Genomic DNA, 18,175 nt, shown 5'->3' with positions numbered 1-18,175 from the left:
AAACTATGCAGCAGCCAGCTGAATGAGGGACGTTTGCAATGATAATCAAAGAAATGTCGGAACTCGATATCCGCGATATGATCCAGCATACGCAGATTGGGCGGCTCGGCTATGTTCTCAATAACCGGCCCTTTGTTGTGCCGCTCGGTTTCCGGTTTAGTGGTGGGTCACTCTATTCATTTACGACCGACGGACAGAAGACTGAAGCAATGCGGAAGAATGCTGCCGTTTGCATTCTCTTTGACCAGATCGTTTCGCGCACCCAATGGCGCAGCGTGGTGGTGAATGGTCATTTTCGGGAAATTACCCGCGAAGAAGAGAAGACAGCTATCGTCAGGATGATGGCTGACGAGCCGACCTGGTGGGAGCCTGCCTATACCAAAACTATCACCGGTGGCGGTGAGCAGAGGAAGCTGGAGCCAGTATTTTTCCGCGTGGACATAGAAAGTACCACGGGTCACCAGACGGGCTAAGCCTCTGACGGTTCTATCTCGACTGGAGCAGCTCTGTTGGATTGAATTTAACGTTTGAATTCCGACTGACATACATGCTGTTTCAAACGCTAAATTCCCAAAATCCATTAGTTTCGTAAGCTTGTTAGTGGTCATTTAGTTTCCGACATTTGCTTAACGCCCGTCATTGAGGGATGCAAATGTCGGAATGAGACCACTAGCGCACGACCAACACAGGTACTGAGCTGCGTGTTACCACTTCATAGGTCTGACTGCCTAGCAACATGCCTTTCAATCCCCGGCGGCCATGAGACGCCATGACGATCAGATCATTGCGCAGCTCTTTGGTCGTTTCGATGATGGATGTTGCAGGATGATGCGCAACGATGTGCAAAGTCTGGATTTCGACACCTGCTTCAACTGCCAGCTCGCGCGCACGTGCGAGCGCCTTATCAGCGTAATCATTCCATTCTTCTTCAAATCGTTCGATGAAGTCGGGGCTATCCGTAAAACCACCAGGAAGTCCGGAAATTGAATAAGGAGCGGTCACCGTAATCACAGTTACCTTGCTGCCCATCGCTTTGGCCGTATCAAAACCGTGAATGAGACCGCGTTCCGCAAACTCCGAACCATCGGTGGTGATCAGGATATTCTTATACATCGTGCCCTCGCTTTGACTTTATACGAATTTAAAATAGGTAGTGAGTTGATCATATCCAACAGGATATGGCCTAACTATACGTATAGAACGGGAATTCGGTAATCCATGCCACTTGATTGCGATATGTTTCATGCGAGCTGGGTTGCAACTGTTCTTAATCTGGATTGGCCATCGCGGGCATCCGCGCTCATCGAAGATGATTCCGAACGGGTAAAGCGTCAGAAAAAAGAGCTGGTGCGGATGTTCGATGAGGCATCGGAGCATGGCATCAATGCCGTGATTTTTCAGGTTTCACCTGCTGCCGATGCGTTCTACAAATCTGAATATCTGCCGTGGTCATCTTATCTGACCGGCACGCTCGGAAAAGATCCAGGCTTCGATCCACTTCGTTTTGCAATTGCGGAAGCGCATAAGCGCGGGATCGAGTTGCATGCATGGCTCAATCCTTATCGTGTTTCGATGGATGTACGGCCAGCAACGCGGAAAGAACTGAAAAACTCTGCCAGCGATTCTCCACCAAGCGTCTATAAAACGAACCCGGGTTGGGTGGGAATATCCGCCGACCGTTATGTCCTTGATCCGGGCATTCCGGCAGTGCGGCAGTGGGTGACGAACATCACGGCAGAAGTGGTCCAGAAATACGATGTCGATGGCATCCAGTTCGACGACTATTTCTATTATGAAACGCAAGGCTCACAGCTTAAAGATGACAAGACGTTCAAACGTTTTGGGACGCGTTTCGCTAGCAAGTATGACTGGCGGCGCTACAATACCTACACGCTGGTGCAGGAAATATCGCACAAGATCAAGGCGATCAAACCACAAGTTCGTTTTGGCATCAGTCCTGGTGGTGTCTGGCGCAATCATGTTGATGATCCGCTCGGTTCGCCGACGCGGGCTGGCAAGACCAATTACGATGGTGATTTTGCCGATACGCGCGCTTGGGTGAAAGATGGTCTCATCGATTACATAGCACCGCAGGTCTATTGGTCTTCGGGACGAAAGGATGTGCCTTACGGGCCAATCGTCAAATGGTGGGCGGATACCGTTCGTGGAACGAAGACCGATCTATATATCGGGATGGCGCTCTACCGGGCAGGCACAGCGAGTAAGTCGGAACCCGAATGGCTTTCTGGTAATGGTGTGGACGAAATCAAGCGCCAGCTCGATATCAATGCCTCTACACCGGAAGTTAAAGGCAGCATTCTTTTCCGTCAGGGCTTTTTGTCCGACCCCAAGCTTAAGAGCGTTTCGTCCTACCTGAAAAAGAGCTGGGGCAAGTGCCGCGCGCTAAAATAATGAGCGTGAGCGAATATAATTATTATCTGATTGATTTCGATCAAAGAACGCTCTCCTGATGGGGTGTTAATGATCGCTTGTTGTCAGGTTCCACCAGAACTGACAGCCCGGGACGTCGAGGCCCAACCTAAAGCGACGTCCCGGCTAATCTGAAGCCATTCAATCTCAATTATTTCAAGGATCTGTCGAGCGCACCAGCGCGATCTTTTGCAATGTTGCATGATCGACAGCCAGCGGGTGCTGTCAACATTGCCCTCCATCTCTCTAAATCGGCACCCGCGAAATTTCTTATGTTTATTATTATTTATCGCATGAAACTGCAGTGTATTTGAGTATAGTTGATTTTAATCAAGGCGCTGTTGCGTCAGGGGAAATACAGAGCTCAATCTGATTAAATAAAATAATTTGCCGCATAATTCAGCTGTGCGGGTTCGCAAGATGATGACGCAGAGGATGTTTCGACATGGGGTTTAATCGCAAACAGTGGATCGTAACCGGTGTGGTCGTGGCTCTGGCAGTCGGAGGCTATTATGCCTGGAAGACATTGAGTGACCCCGGATTGCCCGACGGCATTGCAGGCGGAAACGGGCGTATTGAGGCTGTTGAGATCGACGTTTCGACCAAAAGCCCCGGACGTATCCGTGAAATCCTGGCCGATGAAGGTCAGTTCGTTGAAGCGAATGCCATTCTTGCCCGGATGGATACAGCTCAGCTTGAAAGCCAGCGCAAACAGGCGGAAGCACAATTGCGGCGGGCTGAGATAAGCATTGATACCGCGAAAAGCCTCGTCGCCCAGCGTGAAGCCGAACAAACAGCCGCTGAAGCAACTGTCGCGCAGCGCGAAGCGCAATTGGACGCTGCCAAGCGCCGGCTTGCCCGCTCTCAGCAGCTTTCGGAATCCCGCACGGTTTCGCAGCAGGTACTTGATGATGACCGCGCAACTGCGCAAGGTGCAGAAGCTGCAGTGGGAGCTGCCAAGGCCCAGCTTGCGGCAACCGCTGCCGCGATCAGTGCTGCCAAGGCGCAGGTGGTCGATGCAGAAGCAGCAGTTGAAGCTGCAAAGGCTGCGATCGATACCATCGACACGGATATCAACGACGCGACGTTACGCTCGCCCAAGCCGGGGCGTGTGCAATATCGTGTTGCACAACCCGGTGAAGTTCTTTCAGCTGGTGGCCGCGTACTCAATCTGGTCGATGTCAGTGATGTCTATATGACATTCTTCCTGCCAACATCGCAGGCTGGACGTGTCGCTATTGGAGCGGATGCGCGCATCGTTCTTGATGCAGCACCACAATATGTGATTCCAGCCAAAATCAGCTTTGTTGCCGATGTTGCGCAGTTCACGCCAAAGTCGGTTGAAACAGAAGAAGAGCGCCAGAAGCTGATGTTCCGTGTGAAGGCAAAGATCCCACAGGATCTGCTGCAAAAGTACATCCAGCAGGTGAAAACCGGCCTGCCGGGAATGGCTTATGTCAAGCTTGATGCGAATGCAGAGTGGCCGAAGAACCTCGCGGAAACCGTAAAATGAGTGCGGCTTCGATAAAGGCTGACGTTGGAGACGGCGGCTTTGTCGTCCGTGCCGAAGGTGTAGGGCTGTCCTATGGGTCGGCTGTTGCCCTTCATAGTATCGCGCTTGATATCCCGGCAGGCTGCATGGTTGGCCTGATCGGTCCCGATGGCGTTGGCAAGTCGAGCCTTCTGTCGCTCGTTGCTGGCGCGCGGGCCATGCAACAGGGGAAAATTGAGGTGCTGGGTGGCGACATTGCCAACAAGCGCCATCGTGAATCGGTTTTTCCCCGCATTGCTTACATGCCGCAAGGGCTGGGCAAGAACCTCTATCCGACGCTGTCGGTGTTTGAAAATATCGAGTTCTTTGGTCGCTTGTTTGGACATGACAAGCATGAACGTGAGCGCCGTATTGCCGATCTTTTGGCGCGAACGGGTATGTCTCCTTTTGCGGACCGCCCGGCGGGCAAGCTCTCCGGCGGTATGAAGCAGAAGACCAGTCTATGCTGCTCACTGATCCATGATCCTGATCTGCTGATCCTTGATGAACCGACAACGGGTGTCGATCCATTGTCTCGACGCCAGTTTTGGGAGCTGATCGACGACATTCGCAAAGATCGCCCCGGCATGAGCGTTATTGTGGCAACCGCTTACATGGAAGAGGCCGAGCGCTTTGACTGGCTTGTTGCGATGAATGACGGGGCAATTCTTGCGACGGGCACATCGCAGGAACTGCTTGAACAAACCAATACGCCAAATCTTGATGCGGCTTTTATTGCTCTGCTACCGGAAGAGTTAAGGGAAGGGCACAAGGAAGTTGTCATGCCGCCGCGTAATGCGGAGGCAGATAACGATATTGCCATTGAGGCCGAGCATGTCACCGTGCGGTTTGGCAACTTTACTGCCGTCAATAACGTGAGCTTCCGTATTCCGCGTGGCGAGATTTTTGGATTTCTTGGCTCAAATGGTTGCGGTAAATCTACGACGATGAAGGTTTTGACTGGCCTTTTGCCTGCCAGCGAAGGCACGGCAAGGCTTTTCGGACGTGAGGTTGATCCCAAGGATATCGATATACGCCGCCGCGTTGGCTACATGTCGCAAGCCTTTTCGCTTTATTCCGAACTAACAGTGCATCAGAACCTGGAGCTGCACGCAAAGCTTTTTGGTATGGAAGCGAAAGACACGCAACGCAGAATCAAGGAACTCGCACAACGTTTTGATTTGGCTGACGTTATGGATGAACTTCCAGACTCGATGCCTCTCGGTATTCGCCAACGCCTGTCGCTCGCTGTCGCACTTATTCATTCACCGGATATACTCATTCTGGATGAGCCGACATCAGGTGTCGATCCAGTGGCACGCGATGCATTTTGGCAGATTCTTGCCGATCTTTCGCGCAATGATAATGTGACGATCTTCGTCTCGACCCATTTCATGAATGAGGCCGAGCTTTGCGATCGTATTTCCCTGATGCATGCTGGCAAGGTTCTGATCAGCGATACGCCAAAGGCGATCACTGAGAGCCGCAATTCTGCAACGCTCGAAGATGCCTTTATTGCCTATCTCGAAGAAGCGATAGGTGAGACTGCGCCGCAGAAAAGCAATCAGGAAAAACTCGATCCGATACAAGAAAAGAAGCAGGAGAAGAACCCAAAGCCTTCGTCCAGCTGGTTGCCTAATCCCCGGCGAATGCTTGCATTTTCTCGGCGCGAGGCGCTGGAACTCAAGCGCGATCCGATCCGGGCGACGCTCGCCATTCTTGGCACAGTTATTCTCATGTTCGTCATTGGTTACGGCATCAATCTCGATGTCGAGGATCTGACATTTGCCGTTCTTGATCGCGACGACACGACGATCAGTCGGGATTATACTCAACAGCTGGCCGGTTCCCGTTATTTCACGGAAAAGCCGCCGATCACCGATTATGCTGATCTCGACCGCCGGATGCGGGATGGTGAAATCAGTTTGGCTATCGAAATACCACCAAATTTCGGGAGCAATGTTGCACGTGGTCGTCCGGTTGAAGTTGGCGCATGGATTGATGGCGCAATGCCGACGCGTGCCGAAACCGTGCGGGGTTATGTGCAGGGCATGCACGCCAATTGGATGACACAAAAGGCGCGTGAGCTGTACGGAAACGCTGCCACCGTCGGTAATTTCAATCTTGAAATTCGTTATCGCTACAATCCGGATGTGCAGAGCCTTGTGGCGATGGTTCCGGCTGTCATCCCGCTGCTGCTCTTGATGATCCCGGCCATGCTCGCGGTGCTGAGCGTGGTACGCGAAAAGGAACTCGGTTCGATCATCAATTTCTACGTGACACCGGTTACGAAGTTCGAGTTTCTGCTTGGCAAGCAATTGCCCTACATTGCGTTGGCCTTTCTCAATTTCCTGATGCTGACAGCCTTTGCGGTCTTCATATTCCGCGTGCCATTTACGGGAAGCTTCCTGACCTATGCCACGGCAGCGCTGCTCTATGTCATCATCACGACCGGCATGGGCCTGGTGATATCGACTTTCATCAACAGTCAGATCGCAGCGATTTTTGGCACAGCATTGCTGACGCTCATTCCTGCTGTGCAATATTCCGGTATTATCGATCCGGTCTCATCCTTGCAGGGGGCGGGCGCGTTTATCGGCAAGATTTACCCGACGACCTATTTCGTGACGATCTCGCGCGGGACTTTCTCAAAAGCGCTTGATTTTACCGATCTGGCGGGATCGTTCCTGCCGCTGCTGATTGCGATACCGGTGCTTACCGTTCTCGGCATTGTTCTCCTCAAGAAACAGGCGGGCTGAGATGCGGATTTCCAACATATTCCAGCTTGGTATCAAGGAACTGCGCGGATTAGCGCGTGATCCGATGCTTCTGCTTCTCATCGTCTATGCTTTCACGCTCGCAATCTATACGGCTGCGAAGGCGATGCCCGAAAACCTCAACAATGCTGCCATAGCCATTGTTGATGAAGATCAGTCTCCGGTTTCAGGTCGGATCACCACAGCGTTTTATCCGCCATATTTCGTACCGCCAAAACTCATCTCGTCTCACGAGATGGATAAGCGTATGGATGCGGGTCTTGATACATTCGCGCTCGATATTCCGCCGAATTTCCAGCGTGATCTGCTCGCCGGGCGCGCGCCAACAATCCAGCTGAACGTTGACGCGACCCGCATGAGCCAGGCCTTTACGGGTGGCGGTTATGTGCAATCGATTGTCTCAAGCGAAGTGACTGAGTTTCTCAATCGCTATCGCGGTGACGCCCAAACGCCGGTTGGCCTCAATTTGCGTGCAAGGTTCAATCAGGATTTGAACAAAGGGTGGTTCGGCGCAATCACTAATGTCATCTCGTCGGTAACGATGCTTTCGATCATTCTGACAGGTGCTGCCCTTATCCGGGAGCGCGAGCATGGCACCATCGAACATCTGTTGGTGATGCCGGTAACACCGCTTGAAATCATGGTCTCTAAAGTCTGGTCTATGGGCGCGGTGGTGCTGTTTGCGACGGCCTTTTCGCTGATCGTTGTGGTGCAGGGCATATTGGCGGTGCCGATCAATGGGTCGCTGACATTGTTTCTCGTGGGTGCTGCACTGCAGCTCTTCGCAACCACCAGCCTTGGGATTTTCCTCGCCACGATTGCTGGTTCAATGCCGCAGTTCGGACTTCTCCTGATGCTGGTCCTGCTGCCTCTTCAGGTTCTGTCAGGTGGCACGACACCGCGCGAGAGCATGCCTGAAATCATCCAGAATATAATGCTGGCCGCGCCCAACACACATTTTGTCATGCTGGCGCAATCGGTGTTGTTCCGTGGTGCAGGCCTCAGTGTCGTGTGGCCGCAATTGCTGGCAATGATCGTGATTGGCAGCGTACTTTTCTTCTTTGCGCTGCGTCGCTTCCGTGACTTCTTGAGATAAGAAAAGCTTTGCAATTCAACCATCTGAATCATTTCGTTCCGAATATGATTCAGATGGGGCACATTGTTGCAGTTGATAATCTTCCATCCCCTTGCTATCGCTCGCATCAGGAAATGGTTCTGCCCGCGAGGGTGGATGAAAAGGGAACACGGTGGAACATTAGATTGTTGATACCGAGACTGCCCCCGCAACTGTGACCGGAGAGTCATCCTCCCATGATCGTACTTCACGATCATAGCCACTGAACATTTTAGTTCGGGAAGGCGGAGGACCGATGTAGACCCGGAAGTCAGGAGACCTGCCGTTTCTAGTCACCCATGGCTGACACGAGGGGTGTTCAGTCGCGGCCGTCCGTTGCGGTGACATTGTGAAATGTTGCCGTGGGACAAAGACAGGGCTTGCGCGCTGATTTCTGACACCTGCGGTTATGCAAAGCTCGCGCAGGAAGTAGAAATAAATGTGTATTCTCAGACTATCGGTATATCTTGCATCCACGGTTCTGGTGGTTATTCCGCTGGACGCATTCGCCCAGACAAGCAAGCCGGATGGCCTTGTGCTTGATACGATCGTTGTTACGCCGCTTCGCCGAGCGACATCGTTGCAGCGCTCGACCTCTTCCGTCACGGTGATTAATAAGGCTGAAATTGAGCGCTCAGCATCGCCCGATCTGCAATCGCTGCTGCAATATTATCCCGGGATTTCGATCACCGCGAATGGCGGGCAGGGCTCATCTTCCAATCTCTATATTCGCGGCATGTCTTCGAAACAGACAGTTGTGCTGGTGAATGGTGTGCGGACTGCGTCGGCAACGACCGGGGCCACTGCACTTGCTAACATTCCTCTGAGTTCGATTGATCGTATCGAGATCGCAAAAGGCGCGCATTCCTCGCAATATGGCGCTGACGCGATGGGCGGCGTCATTAACATCATCACCAAGCAGGGCGGAGCTTGTGGTGAGCGATCCTTCTGCGGGAGCGTGACAACAGGTGTAACGCATCCATGGGGCGGTTATGCATCCGGCTCTGTGCAGGGACACAGCAAGGATGGTATCGATTACGCGTTCGGCGCAGCTGTTACCGGCACGCAGGGCTACAATTTTACGACGCCCGAAGCTTTTGGCTATGAGCCTGATCGTGATGGCTTTCTGCAAGGGTCGTTCAACTTCTCGCTGTCGAAGGACTTTGACTGGGGCAAGATTTACACGGATGGGCTGCTGAGCCGTGGGCGCAATCAATATGATGCAAAGGCGCCGTCAGCTAACGAGGCTTACACAACTGCCTTTAGTGGCAAGCTGGGGGCACGGGTAGATCATACGTCAGATTGGTCTTCGACGATCGAGTTCAGTTCCGGTCTGGATCACAGTCGGAATTTCCGCAAAGGCGTCGGTGGTTCTGATCGGTTTGAAACCAAACGCTATGGCTTCTTTGCTTCCACGGAGAAGCAATTTGATACGGGCAACGTCTCGCATGTTGTGACCGGAGGCGTTGAGGCCTATCGCGAAGAGGTGAATGCAACGACTGCTTATGCCGAAACAAGCCGAAATCTGGCTGCGGTGTTTGGGCAATATTCGCTTGAATATGACGCGCTGCGTTTCGATGGCGGTCTACGCTATGATTATAACGAGCAGTTCGGCGATGTCATGACTTACAATCTTGGTGCGAGTTATGAAATCTTGCCTGATCTTGTGCTGCGTTCGTCCTTTGGCACTGGTTTTCGAGCTCCTACTTTCAACGAGCTCTACTATCCCGGCTTTGCCAATGCTGATCTGCAACCGGAGAAGTCCCGCTCTTATGAGATTGGCGTCAACTGGCAGGCCAGTGCCAATACAAGCCTCGATATTGCTTTCTATCAGACATGGCTACGCGATGCGATCATGAGCACAGCGCCTTCCTATTTGCCTTATAATATCGCGCGTGCGCAGGTTACGGGTTTTGAGGCGGCACTTGCTCATCGCTTCAACGATAGCTGGGGCGTCAAAGGCTCCATTGATCTGAAACGTCCGATAGACGAAGACACAGAGAATGACCTCGCTTATCGAGAGCGAGTGAAAGCGACAGCAGAAGTGAACTTTAAGCCGGTTGAGAAGCTCGATCTGACGGCAAGGATGCGTTATGGCGGCTCTCGCTACACGAGTGCTGCGAATACGACCAAGCTTGATCCTTACGTGACGGCGGATTTCATCGCGCTTTATGACATCGACAAACAATCTCAGCTCAAGCTCTCCGTGGAGAATATTTTCGACAAGGATTATCAGACGACCTCTGGCTATAATGCGCCAGGGCGCAGCTTCAATGTCGGGCTGACGCGGAATTTCTGATGAGACGCACAATATGAGAGTGCAGCCAGGATTGTGGAAAATCAGGCTTTGCCTTGTGGTGGGGCTGGTTCTGGCTGCCTTTCATCCGGCTCAGGCGCAGGAGCCACCCAAGCGTGTGGTATCGATCAATGTCTGCACCGATCAGCTGGCGATGTTACTCGCCGATGAGAAGCAGTTACAATCAGTGTCGTATTTGTCGCGCGATCCGCTTTTGTCGGTGATGACGGAGAAGGCAAAGCGGCTGCCGGTCAACCATGGGCAGGCAGAAGAGGTCTTCCTCATGAAGCCCGATCTGGTGCTGGCTGGAATATTTTCTTCGCGCGCTACAGTCGAATTGTTGCGCGATCTGGGTGTGCGTGTTGAAGAGTTTGCGCCTGCGCGTTCCTTTGAAGATATCACGGTACATATGAAGCGGATGGGTGAATTGCTGGGACGCAAAAAAGAAGCGGACGCGCAGATTGCTGCGATGGACGCTGCACTTTCGGCTATCAAACGGCCTGATCGTAAGCTGACTGTCGCGCTTTATTATGCGAATAGCTACACGTCGGGGCGCGGTACTCTGATTGACGAGGCGATCCGCATGGCCGGGCTTGATAATATCGCCGACAAAGCCGGCGTCCGTGGCTCGGCGATGCTGCCGCTGGAAATGCTGGTGATGGAAAAGCCTGATATTCTGGTACGTGGATCACGCGGGCGACCGCCGGCGCTGGCATTCGAAAATTTCGAACATCCGGCATTGCGCGCGCTGGAAGGGCACACGCGAACAGTAGCACTCAACGATAATCTGACTGTTTGTGGTGGGCCGTTCAGCGTTGAGGCGGTGGCAAGACTTGCGGAGGTCGCTCGTGACTGAAACAAGCCGCTTCTATTTTTTGCTTTTTGTGCTTGTCCTGTTGGTTATTGCATTATTTTCTCTTTCACTGCTGGTTGGCCCTGCGTCGATCAGCGTTGGTGACAGTGTTCGGGCGCTGTTGACCGGGCAGGGCGATGCAATTGTGCTGGTGATGCGCGAAATCCGTTTGCCACGTGCACTCCTTGCACTGTTGATTGGCGCCTCGTTAGGCCTTTCAGGCGCTGCTCTTCAGGGCTATTTGCGCAATCCGCTGGCCGAACCGGGATTGCTTGGCGTGAGTTCTTCGGCCTCCCTTGGTGCGGTGATTGCAATTTATACGGGGCTGTCGCAGGTCTTCCCGCTGGCATTGCCTTTGCTGGCGCTGGTCGGTGCATTTATGTCGGTCTTTCTGGTGAAGGCGCTTGCAGGGCGGCATGCCGGAACGCTCGCCGTCATTCTTGCAGGTGTTGCCGTGACTAGTCTGGCGGGTGCAATGACAGCCCTTGCGCTCAATCTTTCACCCAACCCATTTGCTGCTATGGAAATCGTATTCTGGATGCTGGGCTCGTTAGCCGACCGGTCCATGACCCACGTATGGCTTGCAGCACCTTTCATTCTGATTGGCTGGGTGATGCTGTTTTCGTTGGGACGCGCTCTTGATAGCCTCACATTGGGTTCGGACGCTGCGGCAAGCATGGGCGTCAATCTTTCGCGTGTTCAGGTGTTAGCTGTTGTTGGAACCGCGGCCGCCGTTGGTGCATCAACGGCGGTTGCCGGTGCAATCGGGTTTGTGGGGCTGGTGGTGCCACATATCCTGCGCCCGCTGGTTGGCGCACGCCCTTCGCGACTTTTGGTTGCCAGTGCCTTTGGTGGTGCCGTGTTGCTTCTTGCCGCTGATGTTCTGGTCAGAGTTGTCATGCCGGGGCGTGAACTGAAGCTTGGTGTGCTGACAGCCATTATTGGTGCTCCGTTCTTCCTCTGGCTGGTATTCAAATATCGGAGACGGCTGGTATGAGCTCTTTTTCAGTCAAAAATCTTAATGTGTCGCTCGCCAGAAAGCCTGTGCTCGAAGCTGTGGAGTTTCACGCAGGTGAGGGTGAACTTATCGGTCTGATTGGCCCGAATGGTGCCGGAAAAACGACACTGCTGCGTGCCCTTTCAGGGCTAACGGTATCGACGGGTGATATCCTGTTGGATGGAAATGATCTGAGAAGGATACGTGTGGCCGATCGTGCGAAGGTCATTGCGTATCTTCCGCAGGAGCGCGATGTGGCATGGCCGGTTACGGTCAGAACGCTTGTTTCGCTTGGGCGTTCGGCGTTAAAGCCAGTTTTTGCCGGGCTGGACAGGCACGATGAAGCAATTGTCGAAACGGCCTTGCAGCGCATGGGTGTCGCTGAACTTGCCTCACGCCCGGCCAATGAGCTTTCTGGAGGCGAAAGAGCACGAGCATTGATTGCTCGTGTATTGGCGCAGGATACACCTATCATTTTGGCTGATGAGCCGGTTGCAGGACTGGACCCGGCGCATCAGCTGGAGTTGATGGAGCTGTTTGCCGAACTTGCTCAGGAGAAGAGGACGGTGATCGCCTCTCTGCATGATCTTGGTCTGGCAGCGAAATATTGCACTCGCCTGATTGTACTCAACAAAGGCAGGCTGGTTGCAGATGGTGCGCCGGAAGATGTACTGACCCCGGCGCTCTTGAAGGATATTTACGGAATTGACGCGCATCTGATGAAGATCGATGACGAATTCATCGTTCATGCGCGCAGGCGCCTCCGGTAGCTATACCTTCTCCCATTGCCGCTTGCGACTGGAACTATAGATTGCCTCGACCGTCTTCTGGACTTCATAACCCTCGCGGAAATCCGCGTGATTTGTATTGTGCCCTGCGATGCTCAGCAGAAAGTCTCGTACTTCGATTGTTTTCAAATCATTGAAGCCAATCTGATGGCCGCCTGCCACACAGAATGCGCCGTAGGGCTCATGATCGGGGCCAGCGAAAATCTTGCGGAAGCCTTGCTGCCCTTTTTTGTCCGAAAATAGAAACAGGTCGAGTTCGTTGAAGCGTTCCTGCGAGAAAAAGATGGAACCCTTGGAACCCGATATCTCAAAGTCATGCTGCATTTTGCGCCCACTTGCCACCCAATTGGCTTCGAGCGTTCCCGTCGCGCCATTCTCGAATGACACAAAAGCATGGCAGATATCATCGACTTCTACCGCTTTCATCTGTGATGGATTAGCGTAATCGGGACGTTCAGCGATTGCGGTCACGCTCTTCCCCATCACTTCTGCAATCGGGCCAACCAGATAGCGCGCGGCTGCAATGATATGGCTGCCAATATCAGCGAGCGCTCCGCCTCCGCCAGCGGGATCAAGCCGCCACGTCCATGGAATGCGGTCATCTGCCATGAAATCTTCCGCATGAATGCCACGGAAATTTCTGATCTCGCCGATTTCGCCACTGTCGATGATGTCTTTTGCCAACTTGATCATCGGGTTCTTGAGATAATTGAACCCGACAGCAGTTTTAATGCCTCTGCGTTCTGCTGCCAATGTCATTTCAAGGCATTCTGCGGCCGTGGGCGCGAGAGGCTTTTCGCAATAGACATGCTTGCCTGCATTAATTGCTGCTAGCGCCATTTCCTTGTGAAAGCGATTTGGTGTGGTGATATCCACGAGATCAATGGCCGCATCAGTGATCAGGTCATGCCAGTTTCCGGTTGAATGAGCGAAGCCAAGCTGTCGTGCAGCCCGGCTGGCGGTGGTTTCATCCACGTCCGCCAGCATGTGTAGTTCAACCGTTATCGGAAGGTCAAAAACCCGGTTTACATTAGCAAGGGCAAGAGCATGGGTCTTCCCCATGAAGCCAGATCCGATCAGACCCGTTACAACAGCCATTTTCTCCTCCCAGAGCAAAATTTAAAAACTGTTTCCTGCTTTTCAGGATGCATTTCGACTGTAGCTTATGTGATTGACATGAGCTAACAGAAATGGAATTATAATTCCACGACAAATTTCTAATGAATGTTTCATTCTATTAAGGATCGAAAGTCGGAGCGAAATTGCCGGGAATAAATGCGTGGAGGCAGCCCCGGAATTAGCTCTGAATAAGATGCAGATAAATTAACAAACCGGCGGGGAGTGCCGGGCAGGGAGGAGTGAACATGAAATCTCTTTTGAAATCGGCAGTTGCTGGTGTTGCGCTCATGGCTGCGTCTTTCGCAGCGCAGGCACAGGAAGTCAGCATCGTGGTTGTCAGCCACGGTCAGGCATCCGATCCATTCTGGTCGGTTGTAAAGAATGGCGTTGCAGAAGCCGCCAAGGATACGGGTGCGAAGGTTGACTATCGTGCTCCTGAAACGTTCGATATGGTGCAGATGGCACAATTGATCGATGCTGCAATTAATCAGAATCCACAGGGGATCGTCGTTTCTATCCCGGATGCGGACGCACTTGGACCGTCGATTGAACGGGCAGTTGCGGCAGGTATTCCGGTTATTTAGATGAATTCCGGATCCGATGCATCCAAGAAGCTTGGCGCTTTGCTGCATGTCGGTCAGGACGAGTTCGATGCTGGCAAGGTTGCCGGTGAAGCTCTGAAAAAGGCTGGTGGCAAGAAGGGCATTTGCGTCAATCAGGAAGTCGGCAATGTCTCGCTTGATCAACGTTGCGCAGGTTTCAAGGAAGGCTTTGGCGATGTGTCCGTTCTGCCGACATCGGCTGATCCGACTGAAAACGAATCCAAGGTCCGCGCAGCACTTGCGTCCGATACTGCCGTCGATACGATCCTGACCCTTAACGCGACACTTGCCGGCGAACCAGCAGTGAAGGCCGCTTCGGAAAGTGGGCGAGAAGGCATTCATATCGCGACTTTCGATATGTCGGCTGGCTTCCTTGAAGCAGTTGAAAGTGGCAAGGCGGATTTCGCAATTGATCAGCAACAGTTCCTGCAGGGTTACCTGCCGGTCGCATTCCTTGCGCTCAATGCAAAATATGGTCTGATGCCAGGTGGTAATGTGCCTTCGGGACCAAACCTGATCACCAAGGACAAGGCCAAGCAGGTGGTTGAACTGTCTGCCAAGGGCATTCGCTAACAAAGCGTAATTTCAGAATGCCTCACCCGCCCATGTAAATGGGCGGGAACGGGCACCTGTACCCTGAATAATGCTGCGAGGGTTAGAGCACGTTTTTCTCAGATTGAATCAACGTGTTGCTCTAAGTATTTGTTTATATGCGCATATTTCTGAAAGCTGTTTTGCACTTTTCGGGGATGCGCTTGAAGGAGGAAATCATGAGTGAGCCAAACTCACCGGAACAGCCTGCTCAGGCAACCGCAAATAGCCCGGCTATCACTGCTGCACAGAGCGATGAACGGCTGAAAAATGCCAGTCCGTTGCAGCGGATGTTGAGCCGGCCTGAACTGGGTGCGGTTTCCGGGCTTGTGCTCATTACGATCTTCTTCTTATCGACTGCCAATCCTGCGATGTTTACCGCCGCCGGTATCATGAATTTCATGGCACCTGCTTCTCAGCTAGGCATTCTGGCCGTTGCTGCTGCACTGCTGATGATTGGTGGGGAGTTCGACCTTTCCATCGGATCAATGATTGCTTTCGCTGGACTGATATTTGCAGCAGCGCTGGTCGTTTTGCAGGTGCCTCTTATCATTGCGATCATTCTGACGCTGGTTTTTGCAGCTCTCATTGGCGCGATCAATGCGCAGATTGTTCTCAAAACCGGACTGCCGTCCTTCATTGTAACGCTGGCATTTCTCTTCATTCTGCGCGGGCTTTCGCTGGTCGGTCTCAAATGGGCGACAGGTGGCGCGACACAGTTGCGCGGTGTGAAGGAAGCCGTTGGTACCAGCTATCTCGCGGGATTGTTTTCGGGCGATGCTTTTCAGGGGCTCTTCGCGTGGCTTGCAGAAAATGACCTAATCGCAAAATTCCCGAACGGACAGCCGACGGTCAAGGGCGTTCCTGTGGAAGTGCTTTGGTTTATCGGTATCGCATTACTGGCCACGTATGTTCTGGTGCGGACGCGTTTTGGCAACTGGATTTTTGCATCAGGTGGTGACGCGCTGGCAGCGCGCAATTCCGGTGTCCCTGTCCGCCGCGTGAAGACCATCCTTTTCATGTGTACGGCGATGGCCGCAGCGCTCGTTGCAATTCTCACCGTGCTTGATGCCGGATCGACGGATGCCCGCCGCGGATTTCAGAAGGAGTTTGAGGCGATCATCGCGGCGGTCATCGGCGGATGTCTGCTGACAGGCGGTTATGGCTCGGCGATTGGTGCGTTCTTTGGCTCGATCATCTTCGGCATGGTGCTGATCGGCCTGACTTACACGACGATTGATCAGGACTGGTATCTGGTTTTCCTTGGCGGAATGCTGCTGATCGCCGTTCTCTTCAATAACTTCATTCGTAAGCGCGCCACTGGCGAGCGTTGATAGGGAAGGTAAGTCATGACAACCCCAATCATTGAAGTTCGCAATCTCGTCAAACACTTTGGTCCGGTTATTGCACTGAATGGTGTATCACTCAGTGTAGAGCCAGGGCAGGTGCATTGTCTGCTCGGCGATAACGGCGCAGGTAAATCGACGCTGATTAAGACACTTTCCGGCGTCCACAAGCCAACGAGCGGTGAGTTTTTCGTCGAAGGCAAACAGGTGACCTTCAACAGTCCGCGCGATGCGCTCGATCATGGTATTGCAACCGTCTATCAGGACCTTGCCATGATCCCGCTCATGTCTGTTATGCGGAATTTCTTTCTCGGTCGCGAACCGACCAGGGGCATTGGGCCACTTCGCTGGTTTGACGCGCAGTTTGCAGAAGATGTGACGCGTGAGGAGATGAAGAAGATCGGCATCGATGTGCGCGATCCTCAGCAAGCGGTTGGAACGCTTTCGGGGGGCGAGCGGCAATGTGTGGCGATTGCGCGTGCGGTGTATTTTGGTGCGAAAGTGCTGATCCTAGATGAGCCGACGTCCGCCCTTGGTGTACGTCAGACAGCAATGGTGCTGAAATACATCAATCTTGTGCGTGAACGTGGGCTTGGAGTGATTTTCATCACGCATAATGTGCGTCATGCGCATGCTGTTGGTGACAAGTTCACGGTGCTCAATCGCGGTGCCACGCTCGGAACGCGCACGAAAGAGGATGTCGATATGGACGAGTTGCAGAGCTTGATGGCGGGCGGACAGGAACTGGCTGCGCTGACATCCGAACTCGGTGGACGTGTTTAGGCCAGTTATTGGAGTTAAGAATGAGCGGACAATTGACCGGTAAGGTTGCTGTCATCACTGGCGGAACCCAGGGACTTGGTGCGGCCACGGCGCGGCTTTTTGCAGAACGGGGCGCAAATGGCATTGTGATCTGCGGGCGTTCCGCCGGGAAGGGCAGCGCACAGGTTGATGCATTGGAAAAGCTGGGCGCGAAAGCTGTCTTTGTTCAGGCTGACCTTGAGAAGGTAGAGGATTGCCGCAAAGTAATTGCTGCAGCTGATCAGTCCTTTGGCAGAGTGGATATCCTTGTTAATGCGGCGGGGTTGACGGATCGCGGTGATATACTCGACACCACGCCTGAATTGTTTGATCGACTTTTTGCCGTTAACACGCGTGCGCCGTTCTTCCTCATTCAGGAGGCAATCAAATTGTTCCGGCGGGACAAGGTTGAAGGCACTATTGTCAATATATCGTCCATGTCTTCGATGGGCGGGCAGCCTTTCATCGCAGCTTACTGTGCTTCCAAGGGGGCACTTGATACATTGACCCGCAATGTCGCTTACTCGGTTTTACGCAATCGTATCCGCGTCAACAGCCTTAATATTGGCTGGATGGCATCGGATGGCGAAGATCGTATACAGCGCGAATTTCATGGTGCGCCCGCCAACTGGCTTGATGAAGCCGTGAAGGCACAGCCATTTGGCCGTTTGATTGATCCTGCCGAAGTTGCTCGTGCGATTGCATTTCTCGCGTCTTCTGAGTCCGGGCTTATGACGGGTGCGATCGTTAATTTTGACCAGTCGATCTGGGGTGCATACGATTCGTCACCGCACCCTGAGAAGCCGCTTTGACGCTCCAGCCAGACAATTCTGTGCAAAATCCTTCCCAAATGTGCAGGATTTTTGCACCGAATAGTCAAAAAATTCCAAACTTTAGTGATCCTGCTTGCTCTTACAATTTCTTGTGATT

General features: G+C 52.9%; 14 protein-coding genes, 1 pseudogene and 1 riboswitch. Of the genes and pseudogenes, 13 read left to right on the top strand and 2 right to left on the bottom strand.

Features of this window, described 5'->3' with window-relative positions; genetic code table 11:
• Positions 1-38: 38 nt before the first annotated feature.
• The gene (locus tag CEV32_RS13275; RefSeq protein ID WP_094577595.1) at positions 39-473 is read left to right on the top strand and encodes a pyridoxamine 5'-phosphate oxidase family protein; all 435 of its coding nucleotides are present in this window, start codon (positions 39-41) and stop codon (positions 471-473) included.
• A gap of 196 nt (positions 474-669) precedes the next feature.
• Here CEV32_RS13275 and CEV32_RS13270 read toward each other — a convergent pair whose 3' ends face one another.
• Positions 670-1,113 (bottom strand): universal stress protein, encoded by a 444-nt coding sequence (locus tag CEV32_RS13270; protein WP_094577594.1) that lies wholly within the window; start codon positions 1,111-1,113, stop codon positions 670-672.
• 105 nt (positions 1,114-1,218) lie between these two features.
• Here CEV32_RS13270 and CEV32_RS13265 point away from each other — a divergent pair, with 105 nt between their 5' ends.
• The 8 genes from CEV32_RS13265 to CEV32_RS13230 all read left to right on the top strand — a co-directional run bounded on the left by CEV32_RS13265 (position 1,219) and on the right by CEV32_RS13230 (position 12,768).
• Positions 1,219-2,412 carry a glycoside hydrolase family 10 protein gene (locus tag CEV32_RS13265; protein WP_094577593.1) on the top strand — a complete coding sequence of 398 codons (1,194 nt, stop codon included), beginning with the start codon at positions 1,219-1,221 and terminating at the stop codon, positions 2,410-2,412.
• A 463-nt stretch (positions 2,413-2,875) separates the two neighbouring features.
• Positions 2,876-3,943: an HlyD family secretion protein gene (locus tag CEV32_RS13260; protein WP_094577592.1), complete on the top strand. Its 1,068-nt coding sequence runs from the start codon at positions 2,876-2,878 to the stop codon at positions 3,941-3,943.
• Complete coding sequence (rbbA, locus tag CEV32_RS13255; protein ID WP_094577591.1) at positions 3,940-6,720, top strand: ribosome-associated ATPase/putative transporter RbbA; 2,781 nt, start codon at positions 3,940-3,942, stop codon at positions 6,718-6,720. The genes CEV32_RS13260 and rbbA overlap by 4 nt, the downstream gene beginning before the upstream one ends.
• 1 nt (position 6,721) lies before the next feature.
• Positions 6,722-7,834: an ABC transporter permease gene (locus tag CEV32_RS13250; protein ID WP_094577590.1), complete on the top strand. Its 1,113-nt coding sequence runs from the start codon at positions 6,722-6,724 to the stop codon at positions 7,832-7,834.
• A 97-nt stretch (positions 7,835-7,931) separates the two neighbouring features.
• Positions 7,932-8,154: riboswitch (cobalamin riboswitch) on the top strand.
• Between the two features lie 137 nt (positions 8,155-8,291).
• A complete protein-coding gene (locus CEV32_RS13245) occupies positions 8,292-10,151 on the top strand; it encodes a TonB-dependent receptor domain-containing protein (RefSeq protein ID WP_094577589.1) in 1,860 nt (619 codons plus the stop codon).
• 13 nt (positions 10,152-10,164) lie between these two features.
• Positions 10,165-11,004: an ABC transporter substrate-binding protein gene (locus CEV32_RS13240; RefSeq protein WP_094577588.1), complete on the top strand. Its 840-nt coding sequence runs from the start codon at positions 10,165-10,167 to the stop codon at positions 11,002-11,004.
• Positions 10,997-11,998, top strand: coding sequence for a FecCD family ABC transporter permease (locus CEV32_RS13235; protein WP_094577587.1), 1,002 nt, complete (start codon positions 10,997-10,999; stop codon positions 11,996-11,998). Before CEV32_RS13240 ends, CEV32_RS13235 begins: the two co-directional genes overlap by 8 nt.
• The gene (locus CEV32_RS13230) at positions 11,995-12,768 is read left to right on the top strand and encodes an ABC transporter ATP-binding protein (RefSeq protein WP_094577586.1); all 774 of its coding nucleotides are present in this window, start codon (positions 11,995-11,997) and stop codon (positions 12,766-12,768) included. The genes CEV32_RS13235 and CEV32_RS13230 overlap by 4 nt, the downstream gene beginning before the upstream one ends.
• Here CEV32_RS13230 and CEV32_RS13225 read toward each other — a convergent pair whose 3' ends face one another.
• A complete protein-coding gene (locus CEV32_RS13225) occupies positions 12,769-13,884 on the bottom strand; it encodes a Gfo/Idh/MocA family protein (RefSeq protein WP_094577585.1) in 1,116 nt (371 codons plus the stop codon).
• 266 nt (positions 13,885-14,150) lie between these two features.
• Here CEV32_RS13225 and CEV32_RS13220 point away from each other — a divergent pair.
• The 4 genes and pseudogenes from CEV32_RS13220 (at position 14,151) to CEV32_RS13205 (ending at position 18,057) form a co-directional block, all read left to right on the top strand.
• Positions 14,151-15,080, top strand: a pseudogene (locus CEV32_RS13220) (sugar ABC transporter substrate-binding protein).
• A 197-nt stretch (positions 15,081-15,277) separates the two neighbouring features.
• A complete protein-coding gene (locus tag CEV32_RS13215; protein ID WP_235818819.1) occupies positions 15,278-16,432 on the top strand; it encodes an ABC transporter permease in 1,155 nt (384 codons plus the stop codon).
• A 15-nt stretch (positions 16,433-16,447) separates the two neighbouring features.
• On the top strand, positions 16,448-17,227 hold the full coding sequence (locus CEV32_RS13210; RefSeq protein ID WP_094577584.1) for an ATP-binding cassette domain-containing protein: 780 nt from the start codon (positions 16,448-16,450) through the stop codon (positions 17,225-17,227).
• A gap of 20 nt (positions 17,228-17,247) precedes the next feature.
• Positions 17,248-18,057, top strand: a complete 810-nt coding sequence (locus CEV32_RS13205; protein ID WP_094577583.1) for an SDR family oxidoreductase — start codon at positions 17,248-17,250, stop codon at positions 18,055-18,057.
• Positions 18,058-18,175 lie beyond the last annotated feature (118 nt).

It is taken from the genome of Brucella rhizosphaerae (genome assembly GCF_002252475.1).
Lineage (GTDB): Bacteria > Pseudomonadota > Alphaproteobacteria > Rhizobiales > Rhizobiaceae > Brucella > Brucella rhizosphaerae.
The sequence above is the reverse complement of the archived record's forward strand: the minus strand, read 5'-3'. Positions and strand labels throughout refer to the sequence as shown.